Here is a 22259-nt window from a genome sequence, read left to right on the forward strand (position 1 = left end):
ATGCGGGTATTGATCGTTAAAACCTCCTCCATGGGCGACGTGCTGCACACGCTGCCCGCGCTAACCGACGCCGCGCAGGCCATTCCCGGCATCCGCTTTGATTGGGTGGTTGAAGAGGGTTTCGCACAGATCCCTTCATGGCATGAGTCCGTCGAGCGGGTGATTCCGGTGGCGATTCGCCGCTGGCGCAAAGCCTGGTTTTCCGCGCCTATCAAAGCGGAAAGAAAAGCCTTTCGCGAGGCCGTAAAGGCCGTCAACTACGATGCTATTATCGATGCCCAGGGGCTGGTGAAAAGCGCCGCGCTGGTGACGCGTCTGGCGCACGGCATTAAACATGGCATGGACTGGCAGTCCGCCCGCGAGCCGCTGGCAAGCCTGTTTTATAACCGTCGCCACCATATTGCTGTCCAGCAGCACGCGGTAGAGCGTACGCGCGAACTGTTCGCCAAAAGCCTGGGCTATGCCCGGCCACAAACACAAGGTGATTACGCCATCGCGCGCCACTTTATTCGCCCCGACTCGCCGGTAGCAGAGCCGTATCTGGTCTTTCTACACGCCACCACCCGCGATGATAAACACTGGCCGGAAGCGCGCTGGCAAGAGCTTCTCGATCTGCTGGCAGGTAGCGCCATACGGATCAAACTGCCGTGGGGCGCGCCGCATGAAGAGACCCGGGCAAAACGGCTGGCGGAAGGGCGCGATAACGTCGACGTATTGCCGCGCATGAGTCTTGAGCAGGTCGCCCAGATTCTGGCTGGCGCACGCGGCGTGGTTTCCGTCGACACCGGCCTTAGCCATCTGACCGCGGCGCTCGATAAACCCAATTTCACGCTCTATGGCCCAACCGATCCGGGACTGATTGGCGGATATGGTAAAAATCAGCATATCGTCCGGCCGCCAAACGGCAACAGCACCAGCGATATTACCGCTGAGCATGTTCAGCAATTGTTGCAAGCACAGGGACTCGTGTAATGGGATCGCTGTTTAAGCAAATTTATCGCTATACCCGCCCGCGCGCCTATCGCCACAATGAGAACCTGTGGCCGTGGGTAAAAATCCGCCGGGCGGAAAGTGGTGAAATTTGTACTTTACAGTACAAAGGCAAAACGGTACCGCTGGTCGATTTAACCTCGCTGCGCAATAGCATGCAGGGGGAAGTGCTGCTGACAGCAACCGGCCCTTCAACGCGCAACATTGATTTCTCCCTGCTGCCAAAACACATTCCAGTGATGGGCGTTAACGGCGCATGGCATCTGTCGGACAAAGTCACATTCTCGCTCTATACCATTGTCGATATGGAGTTTTTCGATAAGAAGCCCGAGATTATTCGCCATATCGTCCGCCAAAGCGGCATTATTTTGTTCACCACCATGCACGGCATCGCCAAAATTCTCGATCGCCACGCTGATGAGTTGCATTGCCGTTTAGCCCTTATCGAGGATGGCTGTTATAAGATTTACCAGCCCAAAATCGCGAGTCATGCGATTCAACAAGCGTATCAACATGTCGATACCCTACGCTTCGATCCCCAACGGCCCGAGGTGTGTTTTAGTACCGATATTCGACAGGGAATTTTTGATGCCGGCACCGTCGTCTACTGGGCTTTGCAAATACTGGCCTGGCTGGGTTTCAAAACGATTCTGATAAGTGGTCTGGATATGACCAATTTCAGCCAGCCGCGCTTCTATGAAACGCAACAAAACCAATTACCTTCTTATCTGGCAACAAAAGTAGAAAATCTTGTTATGCCGTCTTTTGCACTTGCGGCTAACGTACTGCAACAAGAGCAGATCCAGGTCATTAATTTTTCGCCAGAAAGCGCTATTCCAGAAACTATCTTCGAAAAGGTTTCGTTTAATGAGTACTTCAAAAATAAGTAATCTTGCAAAGCAGGGTTACTCGGTTGTTTTCCCTTTATTTCTATTTTTTAGCGCTATTTTTTGCATGTCCACCCGCACGAATAACCTGCTGCATTTGTCTATTTTATTACTGCTGTTGTCACTGCTGCGCCAGGATAACCGGCAGGCGCTGGCTGAAGTTTTGCGTGAACAGTGGCAAACATGGGGGGGGTTGGTAGCGTTCTTCGTCTACTTCTCCCTCAGCAATATCTGGGGGCATACGCCGCAGCATATCGACTCACCGCTAACACACGGCGTTTATCTGATTTTTTACCTTCTGCTGATGTCGACGCTCCTGGGTAGCTCGCAAACCCGACGGCTTACGTTGCTGTCTATTGTTGCCGGCGTCACCGTACTTTCAATCTGGACCCTGGCTATTGATCATACTCTGGTATTGACCGAGCGGGCTGTATCGCCAGAAAACCCAGGGCCGACTAACGTGATAGATTTGGCAGGCTACTGCGGTATCGGTCTTTTGATCAGCGGTATGTTATTGAAAGAAAAATCGAACCACTGGTTATATATTCCAATTATCATCATGTTGGTGATGATGTTGTTAACCCAAAGTCGTGGGCCATTGATCTCACTGGCAATCGCTATTTGTTGCACTCTGCATCTACATCTCTTCACGCGGCGTAATTTGCTTATTATTGGCGCACTGCTTGTACTGATCGGATTAGTACTTTGCCTGACGCCAGTGGGCGACATGCTGCTTACCCGTTTTGAAGAGTTGGGAACGCAAAGCGGGCTACGCCTGAGCATCTGGCATCATACGTTGATGGAAATCGCTGACCAACCGTGGCTGGGACGTGGTTTCGGCTATGAACTGAATTTCATCAACTACAGCGGTGAGCACATCACCACCACGCATAGCGTTTATCTCGGTTCACTGCTGAAGGGCGGGATTATTGGTTTACTGCTGTTGCTGGCAGTGATCGTCTGCGGTTTACATCAAGCCTGGCGTAAGCGCCATGACGACAGTCGCTATAGTCTGGCCATCATGCTGTATGCGCTGATATTTATGGCTTCCCAGGGGATGTTTATTGTCAGTAATCCACGTGAGACATGGGTACTTTTCTGGCTACCGCTAGGGATTGCGCTCAGTAAGAGTGTGCTGAAGAAACGCTAGAAAAAGGGCCAACTGGCCCCTTTTTCTATTTCCGCGCGGCGACGAGTCGATCGGCCAGCGCTTTGATATCCGGCCAGAGCGCTTCTATTTTCATATCTGCGACATTTTTTTCTTCACAGACAATTTGCCGCGCTTTTTCATACCCTGGCGCCCAGATAAGATAGCCTGGCAATCCGGTATCCTTAAGCTTGCGCTTGTTGTACACCGCCACCATTGGCTTATCAAATGCTCGCGCGATATGCACAATCGAGGTATCAGGAGTGATCACAAGATCGCAGTGGCGTACTACTTCAACCGCCGAATTAATATTGCTATCAGTAAGATAAAGAACCATATCCAGTTCAAGCTGACGTATTTTTTCGCTGCGTCCTACCATCACAATACTTACGCGATAAGGAAGGTTATGCAGGCGTTCAACGAGCGCTTCTACCTGATGGCGACAAAAATCCTTATCTGTTGAGGCTGTAAATGGATTTATCGCGACACACAGTTGCGTCTCTCCAGCTTTGGCCAGCAGTTCGCTAACCTTTTCTCTTTCTTTCAAACAGCCAGGCAAATAATAGCGGTAATGCTCATCTGGCCCGCCAAAGAGTTTCACTACCTGCTTATAACGCTGCGAAATATGACTATTAGCATCTAAAAAGTTAATGGAGTGATCGTAGAGTTTGTATTGCTCTTTGTTAAAACCAATCACGCAGGGCAAACGCAATTCAGAAAGTAATTTAAATCGCTCGTAGCTTTTCACATCATCAAAATCAACGACAGCGTCAAAACCTGCCGCTTTTAACTGTGTTAACGACATCCGTGGTTGATATAAATATACTTTCTGAAGAAACTCTAAGCCTGCTAATATTTTTTGGCATGTTGGTCCGGTCAATACCGAAACTTTAAATCCTCTATCGGCAAGTAGCCTGGCGCACCCGGTGGTTACCACCATATCGCCAACCTTATCGTCAAGGCGTAATAATAAAACATGACGAATCAAAGATGGATCGAATGGTGCGCGCTCGGGTTTATTTCTGTAACGATGGTTAATTAAATTAAATTTAATATCGCGGAAAAAAGCATTTTTCTTCCGCGTTAATTGTTTAAGGATACGCATCCGGTACCTTGGGCTGTTTTTATCGCTGAGTGATTTTACGCTGGTAATATTCTGCCAACGACATTCCTCGTACCTGCGGGGCCAGCCAACTAAAGAACGCTTCCAGATCGGCATATAAACGCTCGATATCCTGCTCATTCTTAAAGGTTGGACTGCCGCCGGGCATATACTCCGACGAGTGCAGCATATATTCCACGTAGTCATTACCCTGAGTCAATGTTTGTTCTACGACTTTCTTCATCGTCTCGACGTTGCCGCCCATTGGACGCAGCCAGTGCACGGATGGCGAACGAACTTTACCGCGCAAACGATCGTAGCCCTGCTTCACGCTATTCATCCACGCCGAGTGCTTATACTGAATGCTCATCGGCACTTCCAGCAACGGGGAATGCCCTTCGCGACTGATATCATTTTCATCGAGAAAATAAGCATGTTGCGGGAAGCGTCGGTAGTCCGTACCGCCATCGCCCTGCGGCGCGCCCTTAGCGGTCTTCCAGTTCACCCGCGGCGTCACCGAGCAATCCACCTGATAACCGTACTCCACCAGCAGCCGCGCGTAGCGCTCGTCAAACGCCCATCGCCCGGCGCGATGGCTCACCATTTTGGTCTGGAAGGTATCTTCCAGTAGATGGGTCATATAGTCGACCTTCTCACGCATGGCGGCATCGCTATACTCGATGAGATAAGGCTTATGACGCCAGTCATCCGCGGTCAGCGGCTCGGTCGGCGGGCTGTTCCAGGCGTGCAGATGCATACCGATTTCCGCGGTGCCGCGCGCAATGACATCTTTAGCAAACTCGATATAAAAAGGGTCGATGGCCATTTCATAATTGGTCAAATAGACCGGTTTGAAGCCATACTTTTCGCAAAGCTGCTGAAAACGCGGAAGATAGCGCGCATTCTCCGTGGTGATGCTGTCATGTTTTTGCCAGAGGTTATCACCCTCTGTATCAATCGTGATGAGAAATGCGGGATTGTGCACGAAAACGTCCTCAGGCCATACGTATCGGTCCATGGTAGAGCAATACAACGCTTCTCTCAATCTACGCGATCCCCTAGAATCGGAACCCTTATCCTGGATGAAGAACAGAGTATGACGCCTGAAACCCTCTCCTCCGGCCAGCAGAACCCGGCGCGGATCCTGGTCATTAAGCTGCGCCACCATGGCGACATGTTGCTGATCACCCCGCTTGTAAACGCGCTCAAACAGCAGTATCCCGCCGCTCGCGTCGATGTACTACTGTATGCTGAGACCCGCGACATGCTGGCGGCAAATCCGGAGATTAACCAGATTTACGCGATCGATCGCAATTGGAAAAAGCAGGGCAAGCGGCATCAGCTCAAGATGGAATGGCAGCTCATTCGCTCGCTACGCCAACAGCGCTACGACATGGTGCTCAACCTTGCCGACCAGTGGCCCAGCGCGATTATCAGCAAATTAACCGGTGCGCCGACGCGCATCGGTTTCGATTTCCCTAAGCGCCGTCATCCGTTCTGGCGCTACTGCCACACCGCGCTTGCTTCTACCCAGCAGCACAATCAGCTGCATACGGTACAGCAAAATCTCTCTATTCTGGCGCCGCTGGGACTGGAGATTAATGATGCGCCGGCGCGGATGGGCTACAGCGAATCTGACTGGACGACCAGCCGCGCGCTGCTGCCGGACGGCTTCCAGGAAAACTACATCGTGATTCAGCCGACCTCGCGCTGGTTCTTTAAATGCTGGCGCGAAGCGCGCATGAGCGCGCTGATTAACGCGCTATCAGCAGAAGGCTACGCGGTGGTGCTCACCTCTGGCCCTGACGCCAAAGAAAAGCAGATGGTAGAGAACATCATCAGCGGCTGCCCGCAGGCGCGACTGCACTCGTTAGCCGGTCAGTTGACGCTCCGCCAGCTGGCGGCGGTTATCGATCACGCCCGCCTGTTTATCGGCGTAGATTCGGTGCCGATGCATATGGCGGCAGCCCTGGGTACGCCGCTCGTCGCGCTATTTGGCCCGTCAAAGCTGACCTTCTGGCGGCCGTGGCAGGCGAAAGGCGAGGTTATCTGGGCCGGCGACTTCGGCCCGCTGCCCGATCCTGACGACATCAACACCAACACCGAAGAACGCTATCTTGATTTAATCCCTACCGACGCGGTCATCGCGGCGGCGAAAAAGGTACTGGCATGAGTAAATTCAGGCTGGCTCTGGTGCGGCAGAAGTATCGCCCCGACGGCGGCGCGGAGCGCTTTGTCTCCCGCGCGCTGGAAGCCCTCGACAGCACTAATCTGGAACTAAACGTCATCACCCGCGAGTGGCAAGGGCCGGTTAAACCGGACTGGCATATTCACATCTGTAACCCGCGCAAATGGGGGCGCATCAGCCGTGAACGCGGTTTCGCCAACGCCGCGCGCGCGCTCTGGCAGAGTGAATCATTCGATCTGGTGCAAAGCCATGAGCGTATTCCGGGTTGCGATCTGTACCGCGCCGGCGACGGCGTTCATCGCCGCTGGCTGCAACAGCGCTCGCGCATTTTACCGGCCTGGAAAAGCCGCCTGCTGTTTGCCGACCGCTACCACCGTTATGTGATGCAGGCGGAGCGCGAGATGTATCAGGACGCGCATCTGCGCGGGGTGATTTGCAACGCAGAGATGATCAAGCAGGAAATTATCGAAGACTTCGGCCTGCCGGCGGATAAAATCCACGTCATCTATAACGCTATTGATAACCAGCGGTTTCTGCCGCCTGGCGAAGAAACCTTTGCCGCATTACGCGCTAAATGGCAGCTACCGCTGAAAGCTAGCTGCCTGATTTATGTCGGTTCCGGCTTTGAACGCAAAGGGCTGGATGCGGCAATCCGCGCCATCGCCCCCACCGACCGTTATCTGTTGGTGGTCGGCAAAGACAAAGAACAGAACCGCTATCAACAGCTGGCAAAATCGCTGAACTGCGAAGAACGCGTGCGCTTCTGCGGCATGCAGTCTGAAACGCTACCGTTCTATCAGATGGCCGACGGACTGCTGCTGCCGACGCTGTATGATCCATTCCCGAATGTAATTCTGGAAGCGATGGCCTGCGGCCTGCCGGTTATCACCACCACCGGCTGCGGCGGCGCGGAGTTCATCACCGAAGGTGATAACGGCTACGTTTGCGACGCGCTGGATATTACCGCGTTACAGCAGGCGGTGATGGCGCTGCCAACGCGCGCGCTGGGCTCCGCTGAAGGCGCACGCGCCCGCGAACGAATTATGGATTGCACCAGCGCGCGACTGTCGACGCAGCTGCTTTCTCTCTATCAGGATCTGGTGAAATAACGATGCGCATATTGTTTGTTATCGATGGCCTGCCGGGCGGCGGCGCGGAAAAAGTCGTGCTCACGCTGGCGGAACACTTTCTTAGCCAGGGCGAACAGGTATCGCTATTTTCGCTGCGCGACGTCTGCGATTATCCGCTGCCGGAAGGGCTCGATTATCAGGTTATCGCCGACCGCTGCCGCAAACCGTGGCGTAAGCTGACGGAACTCTCCCGCCGCGCGCGTCAGCTTGATCGCGCGATTAAACAAGCAGAACAGCATGGACGCTTCGATCTGGTACTGTCGAATCTGCACAAAACCGATCGCATTGTCGCCCGCAGCCGGGCATTACAGAATCGCAACGTTTGGTTCTGCCTGCACGGCGTTTTCTCAACCTCTTATCTTGGTCATCGCAGCGGTTTTGACCGCTGGATGAAGCAGCAGAAAATCAAGCGGGTATACCAGGGACGCAACGTGGTGACCGTTTCCGATGCGGTTGGAAAGGATTTGGTCGAGCAGTTCGCGCTGCGCCCGGCACAGCTTAAAACCATCTATAACCCGTTCGATATCGCCGCCATTCGCGCGGCGGCTGAGGCGCCGGCCGATATTCCCCAAGGGGACTATATTATCCACGTTGGCCGCTTCCATCCCGGTAAGCGCCATGACCGACTGATTGAAGCCTACGCGCAAAGCGGCATCGACGCGCCGCTGGTGCTGCTGGGACAGGGAAAACCGGAACAGGAACAGCGGCTTCGTCAACTAGCGCAGCAGTTGCAGGTCGGCGATCGGGTGCTGTTTAAAGGCTTTCAGCCCAACCCGCTACCATGGATTAAACATGCGAGAATGCTAACGCTCAGCTCCGACAGCGAAGGGTTTGGCAACGTTATTGTTGAAGCGCTACTGCTGAATACGCCGGTCGCCAGCACCCGCTGCCCTGGCGGGGTAAGCGAGATCCTTCGCGGCGAATTGTCCCGCGGTCTTGCCGACCTCAACAGTTCTGCGCTAGCCCAGACGATGCAAAGCATTTACCATAGCCCGCCGGCCATTGATTCCGCCGCGCTGGAAAAATTCAGCGTAGAGTCGATTTGCCAACAGTACTGTCAGTTGCGCAACGCCTGACGTCGTTTTTTAACCAGGATCGAATGAGTTATGAGTCAAACGCCTTTATTGAGCATCGTGGCCGCCGTGTATAACGGTGAAAAATTCCTTGCGCAATTCTTTGAATGCCTCGAACAGCAACAGTTGGCAAGCTATGAGCTGATCCTGGTGAACGATGGTTCTACCGACGGTAGCCTGGCAGTTATCGACCAATGGAAAGACAGGCTGCAGAACGTCACCGTGCTGGAGCAGGAGAATCAGGGCGTCTCGGTGGCGCGTAATACAGGTATGGCGGCGGCAAGCGGTAAATACCTCGCCTTCCCGGATATTGACGATAAGTTCTATCCCGGCATGTACCGCACGCTGCTGGAAATGGCGGAAAAGGGCAATCTTGATGTCGCGACCTGCAATGGCCGCTATGTGTACGAAAGCCGCGACGACATTCATCCGATTTTCCCGCCAGAACGCCTGCAGTCCACTGGCGTCCTGCCGGGTTACGTCTGGCTGAAGCAGGCGCTCGACTCGCGTAAGTTCCTGCACGTCACCTGGTTGAACATCTATCGCCGCGATTTTATTAACCAGCACCATTTCCACTTTGAGCCGGGCCTGCGCCATCAGGATATTCCCTGGACGACGGAAGCGTTACTGGCCGCCGAGCGTGTGCAGTACACCAGCGAGCAATTTTACGACTATTACATTCACTCGGAATCGGTGTCGCATAAGCCAGACAACGACGATACGCTGATGCGCTCAGCGCGCCATTATATGAAGATCCTCGAGATGCTCAGCGCCATCAACCAGCGCTATCCAGACAAGGTACGGCACATTCCCGCCTGCCGCTGGCAGATAGCCAAAGAAGGGTTGGGGATTATCCATACCTTCGACTGCATGAAAGATGAGTCGAAAAAGCATATTATCATTAAAGAATTCTTCGAACGCGGCATCTGGCGCCTGATCTGGACTAACGCCTGCACGTTCCGTTTACGCTGGCGTCTGGGACGCCGCTATTTGCGCATAAAGCGCTATCTCAACGCCGCATAGGCCGAAATCCCTCGGTTTCCGCCAAAGAGATAGCTTTACGCGGGTTAAATGCTTAGAATTTGCCCGCAAAAAACCTAAAACGGATAAATAGTTTGGAATTGCTTTATACCACCCTACTCTACCTCATTCAGCCGCTGGTGTGGCTGCGACTGCTGCTGCGCAGCCGTAAGGCCCCGGCATACCGTAAACGCTGGGCTGAACGTTATGGCTTCTGTCAAAACAAGGTAGTGCCGGATGGCATTCTGCTGCACTCCGTCTCCGTCGGTGAAACGCTGGCGGCGATCCCGTTAGTACGCGCGCTACGTCATCGCTATCCTTCACTGCCGATCACCGTCACCACCATGACGCCAACCGGCTCAGAGCGCGCGATGTCTGCCTTCGGTAAAGATGTTCATCACGTCTATCTGCCGTATGACCTACCCTGCGCCATGAACCGTTTCCTCAACAGCGTACAGCCGAAACTGGTCATCGTGATGGAAACCGAGCTGTGGCCGAACATGGTCGCTGCGCTGCACAAACGTAAAATCCCGCTGGTTATCGCTAACGCACGCCTATCAGAGCGTTCCGCGAAAGGCTATGCCAAACTCGGCGGCTTCATGCGCCGCCTGTTAAGCCGTATTACGCTTATCGCCGCGCAAAATGAAGAGGACGGCAACCGCTTCCTCGCGCTCGGCCTTAAACGTAACCAACTGGCGGTGACCGGCAGCCTGAAATTCGATATTTCCGTCACCCCGGAACTGGCGGCCCGCGCCGTTACCCTGCGTCGCCAATGGGCGCCGCACCGTAAAGTGTGGATAGCCACCAGCACTCACGACGGCGAAGAACAAATCATCCTGCAGGCACATAAAAAACTGCTGGAAACCTTCCCCGACCTGCTGCTGATCCTCGTGCCGCGCCATCCGGAACGCTTCGGCGACGCCCGCGACATGGTGCAAAAAGCCGGGATGAGCTTCACGATGCGCAGCACCGGTGAAATTCCGTCTAACAGCACTCAGGTGGTGATTGGCGATACCATGGGCGAATTGATGCTGCTCTACGGCATTGCCGACCTGGCGTTCGTCGGCGGCAGCCTGGTTGAACGCGGTGGACACAACCCGCTCGAACCCGCCGCCCACGCTATTCCGGTGCTAATGGGTCCGCACACCTTCAACTTTAAAGATATCTGCGCCAAGCTGCAGCAGGACGATGGCCTGATCACCGTCACGGACGCCGACTCGCTGGTCAGAGAGGTTTCTACCCTGCTGACGGACGAAGATTATCGACTGTGGTACGGTCGCCACGCGGTGGAAGTACTGCATCAAAACCAGGGCGCGCTGTCGCGTCTGCTACAGTTATTGCAACCCTACCTGCCGCAGCGGAGCCACTAATGTCGACCCGACTCTCCGTCGTGATGATCGTCAAAAACGCCGCCGACCTGCTCGCCGATTGCCTGGCGTCGGTAAGCTGGGCGGATGAAGTGGTGGTGCTGGACTCCGGCAGTACCGACAATACCGTCGAACTGGCCCGTAGCCTCGGTGCCCAGGTCTATAGCAACACCGACTGGCAAGGCTACGGCATTCAGCGCCAGCGCGCGCAAGATTACGCCACTCACGACTGGGTGCTGATGATTGATACCGACGAGCGCGTTACGCCTGAGCTGAAAGAGTCTATCCTCAAGGTACTGGACGCGCCGCAGCGCGGCGTTATCTATAGCATCGCCCGGCGTAACTACTTCCTCGGGCGCTTTATGCGCCACAGCGGCTGGTATCCCGATCGGGTGATGCGCCTGTACGAACGCGCGCGTTACCGCTATAACGATAATCTGGTGCATGAATCTCTGGATAGCCTCGGCGCCGAAGTCGTGCCGCTCAGCGGCGATCTGCTGCACCTGACCTGTCGCGATTTCTCCGGCTTCCAGCAGAAACAGCTCGCCTATGCCGCGGCCTGGGCGCTTGAGCGCCATCAGAAGGGCAAGAAGACCTCGATGGCGGGGATTTTCAGCCATACGCTGGGCGCCTTCGTGAAAACGCTGCTGCTGCGCGGCGGCGTACTGGATGGAAAACAGGGTTGGCTGCTGGCGGTAGTCAATGCGCAATACACGTTTAATAAATACACCGAGCTGTGGGCACTCAGCCGCGGCTACTCGGAGAAAGTGTAATTATGGGCACAAAAGCGATCTATCCGGGCACCTTTGACCCTATCACCAACGGCCATATCGATATCGTCACCCGCGCGGCGGGTATGTTTGATAAGGTTTTGCTGGCCATCGCCGCCAGCCCGAGCAAAAAACCAATGTTTAGCCTCGATGAACGCATTGCGCTGGCGGAGCAGGCAACGGCGCATCTGGTCAACGTTGAGGTGATTGGCTTCAGCGATTTGATGGCCAATTTCGCCCGCGCGCAGCAGGCGAATATTTTAATTCGCGGCCTGCGGGCAGTGGCGGATTTCGAATATGAAATGCAGCTGGCGCACATGAACCGCCATTTGATGCCCACGCTGGAAAGCGTGTTCCTGATGCCGTGCAAAGAGTGGTCGTTTATCTCTTCATCGCTGGTTAAGGAAGTGGCGCGCCACCAGGGCGACGTCTCCCACTTCCTGCCGCCTAACGTACATCAGGCGCTGTTAAATAAGCTGAAGTAGCATTTCCTGCCCCCGCTCGCGCTGCGCGTAGCGGGGCTACCAGCTTACCCGGCCTGGCATAATCCGCAACCCTCTCCACTACTTCTGACACTGGCGGCAATAAAAGGTCGCGCGCTGAGCGTGTTTGCTGGCGATAATCGGCGTGCCGCAGATCCGGCACGGCTCGCCTTTGCGGCCATATACCTGCAGTTCCTGGGCGAAATATCCCGGTTTACCGTCGCTTTGCAGGAAATCCTTCAGCGTCGTTCCACCCTGCTCAATCGAGCGCAGCAGCACCAGCTTAATCATCTTCACTAACCACTCGCATTCCTGATGCGAGAGCGACGAGGCCAGCCGATCGGGATGGATCCCGGCGGAAAACAGCGATTCGCTGGCGTAGATATTGCCCACGCCCACCACCAGCTTGTTATCCATCAGCCAGGGTTTAATGGCGGTTTTCTTCTTCGCGCAACGCTGCTGGAGATAGTCGGCGTTGAATTCATCGCTTAGCGGCTCCGGGCCGAGATGCGCCAGCACCGGATGACCATCCAGCTCTTTAGTCCATAACCAGGCGCCAAAGCGGCGAGGATCGGTATAGCGCAGTACTTTACCGTTGCTCAGCACCAGGTCGACGTGGTCGTGTTTTTCAGCCGGCTGCTCCTCACTGAGGATGCGCAGGCTGCCAGACATACCAAGATGAATAATGATCCAGCCGTGACGCAGCTCCAGCAGCAGGTATTTGGCGCGTCGGCGCACGCTCAGCACCGGTTCGTCGCTGAGGCGGTAAATCTCTTCGGATACTGGCCAACGCAGGCGCCCGTTGCGCACTACGGCATGCAGGATGTTAGCGCCCACCAGATGCGGCTCAATGCCGCGACGGCTGGTTTCGACTTCAGGTAATTCAGGCATTTTTTTCCTCTTAACCACACAGTTTCGGGTGACAGGGAGGCAGCGGGAAGAGAGGCCGGTAGGCTTAACGAAGCAAGCGGCCAGGCTGAACGCATGCAGCCAACGCACCTGTAGCTCGAAGGATGAAGCATAAAACAAAAAACCCCGCCGGAGCGGGGTTTTAGTACAAGGAGACTAAAATTATTTGATTTTAGCTTCTTTGTAGATAACGTGCTGACGTACAACCGGATCGTACTTTTTCAGTTCCATTTTTTCCGGTTTGGTACGCTTGTTCTTCGTGGTGGTATAGAAGTGACCAGTACCAGCGGAAGAAACCAGCTTGATTTTCTCACGAATACCTTTAGCCATGATTTATTTCCTCTAAGTACTTAGTACTTTTCGCCACGGGCACGCAGTTCAGACAGAACTGTATCGATGCCTTTTTTATCGATTACACGCATACCTTTAGCAGATACGCGCAGGGTGACAAAACGCTTCTCGCTCTCAACCCAGAAACGGTGAGAGTGCAGGTTCGGCAGGAAACGGCGTTTAGTCGCGTTCAGTGCGTGGGAACGGTTGTTACCGGTCACCGGACGCTTGCCAGTAACTTGGCAGACTCGGGACATGTCTATTCTCCAAAAATCAAATTAGCTCGAGCTTCGTATGGGGTATTGGCGCCTCGTCAGGCTTTACAGCCCGGTCATCGCATAGTTCTATTGAACTCTCGATTGCCAGGCCCAAATGCCAAACCCGAGATTCTCAAAGGTGGCGTAGTATACGCTGACTCGGCGGTGTGCTCAAGTCCCGAACAGACAAAGATCCCGATAGATCGCATGATCGGGGCTAAATCCAGCCACGTTCGGCAAAAGAGACGTACGCGCCGCGGCCAATAATCAGATGATCAAGCACGCGTATCTCCATGAATCTACAACACTTAACCACCCTGTCGGTCATCAACTTATCCGACTTACTCGGTTCAGGACTACCTGAAGGATGATTATGGGCAAGGATCACCGCGGCGGCGTTCACTTTGATTGCTTCGCGTACAATTTCTCGCGGATGCACCTCTACGTGGCTAAGAGTACCAGAAAAAAGGCGGCTATGTTTCAATACCCGGTTCTGATTATCTAAAAAGATCGCCATAAAGATCTCCCGCTCTTCATCGGCGAGCTGGCTTTGTAAAAATTCTCGCGTCATGAGCGGCGTGACCAGCGACGGTTCCTCTCTCATCCGCAGGCTAAAATAACGCCGCGCCAGCTCGGCAATACCTTTAAGTTGCGCATATTTCGCAATGCCGATACCGTCGATATCTGCAAATTGTTCTATCTCAGCCGATAACAGCCCGTACAGCGAACCGAAGCGCTGTAGCAAGCTGTGTGAAAATGTCAGTACATCCTGGGTACGCGTACCGGTACGCAAAAACAACGCCAGCAGCTCAACGTCGCTCAACGTTTCAATACCGTCGCGCAGCATTTTTTCCCGCGGCATCAATGATTCCTGTATATCCATTACCCTGTCTCCTTTCCCGTTCCTCGCCCATCCTGGCATACCCTTTTCGCGCTGCCGACCGGTGATTTCAAGGCCTGCGTAGCCCCTCGCAAAGTGAGTGTCCGGCATACGCACGATGCCACCGGGATTGTGATAAGATGCGCGGATTCTGGTGTATTTCAACAGGACAAAATCATGATGAGTCTGGCTGGTAAAAAGATCGTTCTCGGCGTGAGCGGCGGCATCGCCGCCTATAAAACGCCAGAACTGGTGCGCCGACTGCGAGAACGCGGCGCCGATGTACGCGTCGCCATGACCGAAGCCGCCAAGGCCTTTATTACCCCGTTGAGCCTGCAGGCGGTTTCCGGTTACCCGGTCTCCGATAGCCTGCTGGATCCGGCTGCCGAAGCGGCAATGGGCCATATTGAACTGGGCAAGTGGGCCGATCTGGTTATCCTTGCCCCGGCAACCGCCGATTTAATCGCCCGCGTCGCCGCCGGTATGGCGAACGATCTGGTCTCCACGATTTGCCTGGCTACGCCCTCTCCGGTGGTCGTCGTTCCGGCGATGAACCAACAGATGTATCGCGCCGCCGCCACCCAAGACAACCTTGCCACTATTGCCGCCCGCGGCCTGTTGGTATGGGGCCCCGATAGCGGCAGCCAGGCCTGCGGCGACGTTGGCCCGGGCCGCATGCTCGATCCGCTGACTATCGTGGAGATGGCGGCGCAGCATTTCTCGCCTGTCAAAGATTTGCAACATCTCAACATCATGATTACCGCGGGCCCAACCCGCGAGCCGCTGGACCCAGTGCGCTACATCACCAACCATAGCTCCGGCAAAATGGGCTTCGCGATTGCCGCCGCCGCCGCACAACGCGGTGCGAACGTCACGCTGGTTAGCGGCCCGGTGTCGCTGCCGACGCCGCCGTTTGTGCAGCGCATCGATGTTGGCACCGCGCTGGAAATGGAAGCGGCGGTGCAGAATGGCGTGCAACAGCAGCATATTTTCATCGGCTGCGCCGCCGTTGCCGACTACCGCGCAGCGATTGTCGCCGACGAGAAAATCAAAAAACAAGGTGATGAATTAACAATAAAAATGGTCAAAAACCCGGACATCGTCGCCGGGGTGGCCGCACTAAAAAATCACCGCCCGTACGTTGTTGGATTTGCCGCCGAAACAAATAATGTGGAAGAATACGCCCGGCAAAAACGTGCCCGCAAAAATCTCGACCTGATTTGCGCCAATGATGTTTCTCAGCCAAATCAAGGTTTTAATAGCGATAACAACGCATTACACCTTTTCTGGCAGGATGGGGATAAGCGCTTACCACTTGAGCGCAAGGAATTCCTGGGCCAATTATTACTCGACGAGATCGTTACCCGTTATGATGAAAAAAATCGACGTTAAGATTCTGGACCCGCGTGTTGGCAAGCAATTTCCGTTGCCAACCTATGCCACCTCCGGCTCAGCCGGACTTGACCTGCGTGCCTGTCTTGACGACGCCGTAGAGCTGGCGCCGGGCGCAACCACCCTGCTGCCGACTGGCCTTGCGATTCATATCGCCGATCCGTCTCTGGCGGCGGTGATTCTGCCGCGTTCCGGCCTGGGCCATAAACATGGCGTCGTGCTGGGCAACCTGGTCGGACTTATCGACTCCGACTACCAGGGCCAGCTGATGGTGTCCGTCTGGAACCGCGGCCAGCAGAGCTTTACTATCGAGCCGGGCGAGCGCATCGCGCAGATGGTCTTTGTGCCGGTGGTACAGGCGGAGTTTAATCTGGTGGAAGAATTTGACGCCACCGACCGCGGCGAAGGCGGATTCGGCCACTCAGGGCGCAAATAAGCCCGGCTATACGGAACCCGCATCCCAAAGCGCATAATGCAATAACATCACCGCAAACTAAGGTTTGCGGTCGCTTTGTGGATGCCTGCCTGACAAGTGCTTATTTTCAGGGGTATTTTAAAACATGGCAGAAAAACAAACTGCGAAAAGGAATCGTCGCGAAGAAATACTTCAGTCTCTGGCGCTGATGCTTGAATCCAGCGATGGTAGTCAACGTATTACCACGGCGAAACTGGCGGCCTCCGTCGGTGTTTCCGAAGCGGCGTTATACCGTCATTTTCCCAGTAAAACCCGCATGTTTGACAGCCTGATCGAGTTCATTGAAGACAGTCTGATTACGCGCATCAATTTGATTTTGAAAGATGAAAAGGACACCACGGCTCGTCTGCGCCTGATTGTTCTGCTGATTCTTGGGTTTGGCGAGCGTAATCCTGGGCTGACGCGTATCCTCACCGGCCACGCCTTAATGTTCGAACAGGACCGTCTGCAGGGTCGTATCAACCAGCTATTTGAACGTATCGAAGTTCAATTGCGTCAGGTGATGCGTGAAAAGAAAATGCGTGAGGGAGAAGGCTACACCCTCGACGAGACGCTACTGGCAAGCCAGCTGCTGGCATTTTGCGAAGGCATGCTGTCGCGTTTTGTGCGTAGCGAGTTCAAGTACCGCCCTACGGATGATTTCGATGCCCGCTGGCCGCTGGTCGCGGCGCAACTGCAATAAATCTCAATATGCAGCCGCAAGGCTGCATGGCTCATCATTCACCTTCTCAGCGTGCTCTGGCTATACCGGCAGCCGCTGGCTGCCGGGCTCATCTTCAGACGCCGTAGGCTTCGCGGTAAGCGCGTACCGATGCCAAATGCTCAGCCATCTCAGGCTTTTCTTCCAGATAGGCGATAAGGTCTTTCAGAGTGACGATAGAAATCACTTTGCAGCCATAATCACGTTCCACTTCCTGAATCGCAGAGATCTCGCCGCGACCGCGCTCCTGGCGGTCAAGCGAGATGAGCACGCCAGCCAGTTCAGCGCCATTAGCCTGAATAATTTCCATTGATTCACGAATTGCGGTACCGGCGGTAATCACGTCGTCCACCAGCATCACGCGGCCCTGTAGCGGGCTACCGACCAGGTTGCCGCCTTCACCGTGGGTCTTCGCTTCTTTACGGTTGAAGCAGTAAGGCAGGTCACGGTCATGATGCTCAGCCAGCGCGACGGCGGTGGTGGTGGCGATAGGGATGCCTTTATAGGCCGGGCCGAACAGCAGGTCGAACTCGATCCCGGAATCCACCAGCGCCTCGGCGTAGAAACGGCCCAGCAGAGCCAGATCGCGCCCGGTATTAAACAGGCCGGCGTTGAAGAAATAGGGGCTCTTACGCCCGGATTTCAGCGTAAATTCGCCAAACTTAAGAACCTGCTTGCTAAGCGCAAACTCAATAAACTGGCGCTGATACGGCTTCATGGATTCGCTCCTTTTAGTACTGTCATCATTGTCGGACTACGCGCCCTATCCTTCGCAGGTGTAATGAGGGATAAAGCGCAAAAAAAAGGCGACTTCTCAGTCGCCTTAATCATTAATTTTCTAACGCCGCTTTCTGCGTCGCAATAATGGATTCGATTCCCCCTCGCGCTAACGCCAGGAGAGTGAGAAGTTCTTCATGGGTGAACGGCTCGCCTTCCGCCGTGCCCTGCACCTCAATGATGCGACCGTCTTCGGTCATTACCACATTCATATCGGTTTCCGCGGCGGAATCTTCCACGTACTCCAGATCGCAAATGGCTTCGCCATTAACGATACCCACGGAAACGGCGGCCACCATTCCCTTCATTGGGTTGGTTTTGAGTTTACCGGCAGCAACCAGCTTGTTCAGCGCATCGGCCAGCGCAACGCAGGCGCCGGTAATGGACGCGGTACGGGTACCGCCATCGGCCTGCAGCACATCGCAATCGAGCGTAATGGTGAACTCGCCCAGCGCTTTCAGATCCACCGCGGCGCGCAGCGCGCGGGCAATCAAACGCTGAATTTCCATAGTGCGGCCGCCCTGTTTGCCTTTAGCGGCTTCGCGAGCGTTACGGGTATGGGTGGAGCGCGGCAGCATGCCATATTCGGCGGTGATCCAGCCCTGGCCCTGACCTTTCAGGAAGCGCGGTACGCCTTCGTCGATGGAGGCAGTGCACAGCACTTTGGTGTCGCCAAATTCGACCAGCACGGAGCCTTCAGCATGTTTTGTATAGTTACGGGTCAGGGTTACTGGACGCACCTGATTAGCGCTACGGCCTGCTGGACGCATGATTACTCTCCGGCTTGAAACGAATGTGGCTGCGCATTATACACAAATTCGACCAAGTTGCATCGCGACGACGCACGCCTGCCGATGCGGATAATGCGCGCTTATTCCTATCCTGAAAGAGCCTCGAAAGCTATAATCCTCCCCACTCTCCTTAAAAAACAGGAACGTCTATGATCCGCAGTATGACCGCCTATGCCCGGCGTGAAATCAAGGGTGACTGGGGTAGCGCCGCGTGGGAACTGCGCTCGGTAAACCAACGCTATCTGGAAACCTACTTCCGCCTGCCGGAGCAGTTCCGGAGCCTGGAACCCGTGGTTCGCGAGCGCATCCGCTCTCGTCTGACTCGCGGCAAAATCGAATGCACCCTGCGTTTTGAACAGGATCCCAGCGCCCAGGGTGAATTGATCCTCAATGAGAACCTGGCGAAGCAGCTGGTGAACGCCGCGAACTGGGTAAAAATGCAGAGCGATGAAGGCGAGATCAACCCGGTTGATATCCTGCGCTGGCCTGGAGTGATGGCGGCGCAAGAACAGGACCTTGATGCGATTGCCGCTGAAATCCTCAACGCCCTGAACGGCGCGCTGGACGACTTTATCGTCGCCCGTGAAACCGAAGGTCAGGCACTGAAAACGCTGATCGAACAACGCCTGGAAGGCGTCAGCGCCGAAGTCAGCAAAGTCCGCGCCCATATGCCGGAAATCCTGCAGTGGCAGCGCGAGCGCCTGGTCGCCAAGCTTGAAGACGCCGAAGTGCAGCTGGAAAACAACCGTCTCGAGCAAGAGCTGGTGTTGATGGCTCAGCGTATCGACGTCGCCGAAGAGCTCGATCGCCTGGAAGCGCACGTTAAAGAGACCTACAACATTCTGAAGAAGAAAGAAGCCGTGGGTCGCCGCCTCGACTTCATGATGCAGGAGTTCAACCGCGAGTCGAATACTCTGGCGTCAAAATCCATCAATGCCGACGTGACCAATTCAGCGATCGAGCTGAAGGTGCTGATCGAGCAGATGCGCGAGCAGATCCAGAATATCGAGTAATGTCCTCTCCTGCTGGCTCGCCTTACGGGCCAGCATTATTTTTTCTTATCACTTTTAAAAAAGAAAAATATACATAACCCCATATCAGGGGACTACTCCTTCATTTTTGCATTAGATTTTTTCATGTAAATGAGCTCGCTTTAGAAAAACTCAATCGTGATCTGCCGCACAAATCGCTACCCTTTGCCCATCATTGTGGGGGATTTATGCTGCTTCATGTTCTTTATCTGATTGGTATTACGGCGGAAGCGATGACTGGCGCTTTAGCAGCCGGGCGTCGCCGTATGGACACCTTTGGGGTGATTATTATCGCCACCGCTACCGCACTCGGCGGGGGTTCTGTACGCGATATCCTTCTCGGCCATTATCCGCTCGGTTGGGTGAAGCATCCGGAATACGTCATTATTGTGGCGGTTGCCGCCGTCCTCACCACCATCGCTGCGCCGGTGATGCCGCACCTGCGCCGCCTGTTCCTGGTGCTGGATGCCCTGGGCCTGATCGTGTTCTCGATTATCGGCGCGCAAATCGCGCTGGATATGGGTGAAGGGCCGATAATCGCGTCTATTGCCGCCGTGATCACCGGCGTCTTTGGCGGCGTGCTGCGCGATATGTTCTGTAAGCGTATCCCGCTGGTGTTTCAGAAAGAACTGTACGCGGGCATCTCTTTTGCCGCCGCGGTGCTTTATATCGCGTTGCAGCACTACGTCAGCAGCCATGACGTAGTGGTCATCGCCACGCTGCTCTTCGGCTTTACCGCGCGTATGCTCGCCCTGCGCTGGAAGCTCGGCCTGCCGGTCTTCTACTACAAGCACGACGCTCATTGATTCCTCAGAATCCCGGAATACGTTGCCCGCTGAGCCACTGCGCCAGCGCGGCAATATCCGGGTTTTGCAAAAAGACGACCAGCTGGCGCGCCCTTTCCTGCCCCACCCCCGGTAATTGCCGCCACTGGGACTCATTGCGCTCCCGCAATAGCTGCCAGTTTTCTGCCGCAACGCTCGCCTGCGCGGACTGAGGTATCGGTACCCCCAGCGCCAGCACCCAACGAATAAACGGCTGCTCGCGGGTCAAATTGAACTGATGCCACAGCCGCAGGCCACGCTTGCTGGTAATGCCTGGTACGCTCTGTAGTTGTTCAGGCGTCAAAGCCAGCCATGAAAAAAGATGTGCCATGCGGCGATCGTCTATTAGCGTGCGCCATAGCGCCTCTCCAGTTCCCCCCATATCCAGAACTGGCTTAGACGATAGCCAGACCAGCCGGGAGAGAAACTGCCCGGCGCACTCGGACGACGCATAATAACAGGTTAAGGAATGAAAACGGGGCGAAGGCGGTTGTGGCGCATCGCGGTGGCTGGCCCGCCAGACCACGCTATCCAGACGCGGGATCCCCTGTCCAGCCAGGCTTACTAGCACCTGGTCTCCGGCGACGATGTCTAACTGCCGCCAGCGGGCCACCGAGCCAATATTGACCCGACGCACCAGCTTATCGTCCAGTTTTACCGGTTCGAGATGCGCCACAACGGCTATCTTGCCGCTGCGCCCGACAGTGAACTGGATCGTGGTCACTTCCGCCACCTGCGAAAATGGCTGATATTTCCAGGCCGCCACCCAGTGCCCCTGTCCTGGAAGCCAACGGCCCCCGGCTGGTTCTTTTTCCGCACGGATCACAATGCCATCGGTGACAAAGGGCAGCGGCGAGGCGAACCAGCGCTCGCGCCAGACGGCGGTCTCCTGCCAGTCTTTCACCGGATGGGAATAGCGCTGCGCCAGAGGAAACCCGCCGTCGGCAAGCAGCGCCAGGCGGGTGGACATCCGGGCCGGACCGTCGGGCCAGGCCCAGATAAACACCCCCAGCGTATTCAGCGTTGCCGATGGCGCTTTGCGCATCAGTATCCCGGCGACTTTCGCCCGTGAATTCATACCGCCCGCCTGTTTTTGTATGTGCCCCTCTTGCAGCTGAAAAATCTCGCCCTGTAGCACGCTATTTGCCAGCGCTCCTGCGGTAGTTTGCGGTACGCCGGGGATCTGGCGCACTTTTGCCGTCCAGTCTTCCCCCGCCAGACCGTCGCCGCGGCTAATCGCCTGTATTAACCTACCCCCGCGATAAACCAGCGTCACCGCCACACCGTCGACTTTCGGCTGTACCCACAGATTGGGTTTCTCGCGCATCCAGCGGCCGACGCTCGCGGCATCGGGCAGTTTACGCACCCCGGTATGCGCGATGGGATGTTTGACTTCGCCGCGCGGCGGCGGCAGCTCGTCTTCAGGCGTCTCCTGACCGAAGCAGCGCCGCCACTGCGCCAACCGGGCAGATAGCATGTCGTAGACCTCATCGCTGACCTCGCTACTGCCCTGCTGCCAGTAGGCCGCTTTCCAGTCGACAATCTGCTGGCTCAGGCGCTCTATCTCCTGCCCGGCTTGTTGCAAAGACCACGCCGGGCAGGCCGCCATTGCCATTGCCGCCGCCATCCATAACGCTGCCGCTATCAGCCATCTGCACATGCCTTTACCTCCTTGTTCTACCTTGCGGCATCGTGCGCTAAAGACCGAAGCCGCGGCGACAGGCAAATCATTACGCT

General features: G+C 55.3%; 24 protein-coding genes. 15 read left to right on the forward strand and 9 right to left on the reverse strand.

The features are described from left to right. Genes rfaC through EAE_RS06395 form a run of 3 tightly spaced genes read left to right on the forward strand, consistent with a single transcriptional unit; the run spans position 1 to position 3027 of the window. A complete protein-coding gene (rfaC, locus tag EAE_RS06385; protein WP_015703798.1) occupies positions 1–972 on the forward strand; it encodes a lipopolysaccharide heptosyltransferase RfaC in 972 nt (323 codons plus the stop codon). After that, entirely contained in the window at positions 972–1880 is a 909-nt protein-coding gene (locus EAE_RS06390; protein ID WP_015703799.1) for a sugar glycosyltransferase, read from the forward strand. The genes rfaC and EAE_RS06390 overlap by 1 nt, the downstream gene beginning before the upstream one ends. Next, the gene (locus EAE_RS06395; protein ID WP_032709394.1) at positions 1858–3027 is read left to right on the forward strand and encodes an O-antigen ligase family protein; all 1170 of its coding nucleotides are present in this window, start codon (positions 1858–1860) and stop codon (positions 3025–3027) included. The genes EAE_RS06390 and EAE_RS06395 overlap by 23 nt, the downstream gene beginning before the upstream one ends. Before the next feature lie 25 nt (positions 3028–3052). On the opposite strand, the gene EAE_RS06400 is transcribed toward EAE_RS06395, so the two are convergent. Together EAE_RS06400 and EAE_RS06405 are read right to left on the reverse strand one after the other, a co-directional pair. Further along, on the reverse strand, positions 3053–4129 hold the full coding sequence (locus EAE_RS06400) for a glycosyltransferase family 9 protein (RefSeq protein WP_032709395.1): 1077 nt from the start codon (positions 4127–4129) through the stop codon (positions 3053–3055). Between the two features lie 19 nt (positions 4130–4148). Next, positions 4149–5111: a polysaccharide deacetylase family protein gene (locus tag EAE_RS06405; protein ID WP_015703802.1), complete on the reverse strand. Its 963-nt coding sequence runs from the start codon at positions 5109–5111 to the stop codon at positions 4149–4151. Between the two features lie 111 nt (positions 5112–5222). Between EAE_RS06405 and rfaQ the strand changes: the two genes are divergently transcribed. From rfaQ to coaD, 7 genes are all read left to right on the forward strand, one after another. Continuing rightward, positions 5223–6299: a putative lipopolysaccharide heptosyltransferase III gene (gene rfaQ / locus EAE_RS06410; RefSeq protein ID WP_015703803.1), complete on the forward strand. Its 1077-nt coding sequence runs from the start codon at positions 5223–5225 to the stop codon at positions 6297–6299. Further along, positions 6296–7423, forward strand: a complete 1128-nt coding sequence (locus EAE_RS06415; protein ID WP_015703804.1) for a glycosyltransferase family 4 protein — start codon at positions 6296–6298, stop codon at positions 7421–7423. The genes rfaQ and EAE_RS06415 overlap by 4 nt, the downstream gene beginning before the upstream one ends. A 2-nt stretch (positions 7424–7425) precedes the next feature. Then, on the forward strand, positions 7426–8520 hold the full coding sequence (locus EAE_RS06420; RefSeq protein ID WP_015703805.1) for a glycosyltransferase: 1095 nt from the start codon (positions 7426–7428) through the stop codon (positions 8518–8520). Between the two features lie 30 nt (positions 8521–8550). Beyond that, the gene (locus tag EAE_RS06425) at positions 8551–9540 is read left to right on the forward strand and encodes a glycosyltransferase (RefSeq protein ID WP_015703806.1); all 990 of its coding nucleotides are present in this window, start codon (positions 8551–8553) and stop codon (positions 9538–9540) included. A 92-nt stretch (positions 9541–9632) separates the two neighbouring features. Next, positions 9633–10907, forward strand: coding sequence for a lipid IV(A) 3-deoxy-D-manno-octulosonic acid transferase (gene waaA, locus EAE_RS06430; RefSeq protein ID WP_015369159.1), 1275 nt, complete (start codon positions 9633–9635; stop codon positions 10905–10907). Then, complete coding sequence (locus EAE_RS06435; protein ID WP_015703807.1) at positions 10907–11677, forward strand: glycosyltransferase family 2 protein; 771 nt, start codon at positions 10907–10909, stop codon at positions 11675–11677. The genes waaA and EAE_RS06435 overlap by 1 nt, the downstream gene beginning before the upstream one ends. A 2-nt stretch (positions 11678–11679) precedes the next feature. Beyond that, positions 11680–12159 (forward strand): pantetheine-phosphate adenylyltransferase, encoded by a 480-nt coding sequence (gene coaD, locus EAE_RS06440; RefSeq protein WP_015703808.1) that lies wholly within the window; start codon positions 11680–11682, stop codon positions 12157–12159. Positions 12160–12237: 78 nt separating this feature from the next. Here the strand turns inward: coaD and mutM are convergent, their stop codons facing one another. The 4 genes from mutM to radC all read right to left on the reverse strand — a co-directional run bounded on the left by mutM (position 12238) and on the right by radC (position 14535). Beyond that, complete coding sequence (gene mutM / locus EAE_RS06445) at positions 12238–13047, reverse strand: bifunctional DNA-formamidopyrimidine glycosylase/DNA-(apurinic or apyrimidinic site) lyase (protein WP_015369156.1); 810 nt, start codon at positions 13045–13047, stop codon at positions 12238–12240. A 180-nt stretch (positions 13048–13227) separates the two neighbouring features. Then, complete coding sequence (gene rpmG / locus EAE_RS06450) at positions 13228–13395, reverse strand: 50S ribosomal protein L33 (protein ID WP_002922510.1); 168 nt, start codon at positions 13393–13395, stop codon at positions 13228–13230. A gap of 20 nt (positions 13396–13415) precedes the next feature. Then, positions 13416–13652, reverse strand: coding sequence for a 50S ribosomal protein L28 (gene rpmB / locus EAE_RS06455; protein WP_002436699.1), 237 nt, complete (start codon positions 13650–13652; stop codon positions 13416–13418). 217 nt (positions 13653–13869) lie between these two features. After that, entirely contained in the window at positions 13870–14535 is a 666-nt protein-coding gene (radC, locus tag EAE_RS06460) for a RadC family protein (RefSeq protein WP_015369154.1), read from the reverse strand. 177 nt (positions 14536–14712) lie between these two features. Here radC and coaBC point away from each other — a divergent pair, with 177 nt between their 5' ends. The 3 genes from coaBC (at position 14713) to slmA (ending at position 17081) form a co-directional block, all read left to right on the forward strand. Next, positions 14713–15924, forward strand: a complete 1212-nt coding sequence (gene coaBC, locus EAE_RS06465; RefSeq protein WP_015703809.1) for a bifunctional phosphopantothenoylcysteine decarboxylase/phosphopantothenate--cysteine ligase CoaBC — start codon at positions 14713–14715, stop codon at positions 15922–15924. Then, a complete protein-coding gene (gene dut, locus EAE_RS06470; RefSeq protein WP_020077682.1) occupies positions 15902–16360 on the forward strand; it encodes a dUTP diphosphatase in 459 nt (152 codons plus the stop codon). Before coaBC ends, dut begins: the two co-directional genes overlap by 23 nt. A 124-nt stretch (positions 16361–16484) precedes the next feature. Continuing rightward, a complete protein-coding gene (slmA, locus tag EAE_RS06475; protein WP_015369151.1) occupies positions 16485–17081 on the forward strand; it encodes a nucleoid occlusion factor SlmA in 597 nt (198 codons plus the stop codon). Between the two features lie 94 nt (positions 17082–17175). On the opposite strand, the gene pyrE is transcribed toward slmA, so the two are convergent. Both pyrE and rph read right to left on the reverse strand, forming a co-directional pair. After that, positions 17176–17817 carry an orotate phosphoribosyltransferase gene (pyrE, locus tag EAE_RS06480; protein ID WP_015703811.1) on the reverse strand — a complete coding sequence of 214 codons (642 nt, stop codon included), beginning with the start codon at positions 17815–17817 and terminating at the stop codon, positions 17176–17178. 112 nt (positions 17818–17929) lie between these two features. Beyond that, positions 17930–18646: a ribonuclease PH gene (gene rph / locus EAE_RS06485; RefSeq protein WP_015369149.1), complete on the reverse strand. Its 717-nt coding sequence runs from the start codon at positions 18644–18646 to the stop codon at positions 17930–17932. A gap of 170 nt (positions 18647–18816) precedes the next feature. On the opposite strand from rph, the gene EAE_RS06490 reads away from it, so the two are divergent. Together EAE_RS06490 and EAE_RS06495 are read left to right on the forward strand one after the other, a co-directional pair. Then, on the forward strand, positions 18817–19680 hold the full coding sequence (locus tag EAE_RS06490; protein WP_015369148.1) for a YicC/YloC family endoribonuclease: 864 nt from the start codon (positions 18817–18819) through the stop codon (positions 19678–19680). A 206-nt stretch (positions 19681–19886) separates the two neighbouring features. Further along, complete coding sequence (locus EAE_RS06495; protein ID WP_015703812.1) at positions 19887–20504, forward strand: trimeric intracellular cation channel family protein; 618 nt, start codon at positions 19887–19889, stop codon at positions 20502–20504. Positions 20505–20508: 4 nt separating this feature from the next. Here EAE_RS06495 and ligB read toward each other — a convergent pair whose 3' ends face one another. After that, positions 20509–22182 (reverse strand): NAD-dependent DNA ligase LigB, encoded by a 1674-nt coding sequence (gene ligB, locus EAE_RS06500; protein WP_015703813.1) that lies wholly within the window; start codon positions 22180–22182, stop codon positions 20509–20511. Positions 22183–22259: the final 77 nt, after the last annotated feature.

Origin of the sequence: Klebsiella aerogenes KCTC 2190, assembly GCF_000215745.1 — a bacterium.
Classification (GTDB): Bacteria; Pseudomonadota; Gammaproteobacteria; order Enterobacterales; family Enterobacteriaceae; genus Klebsiella; species Klebsiella aerogenes.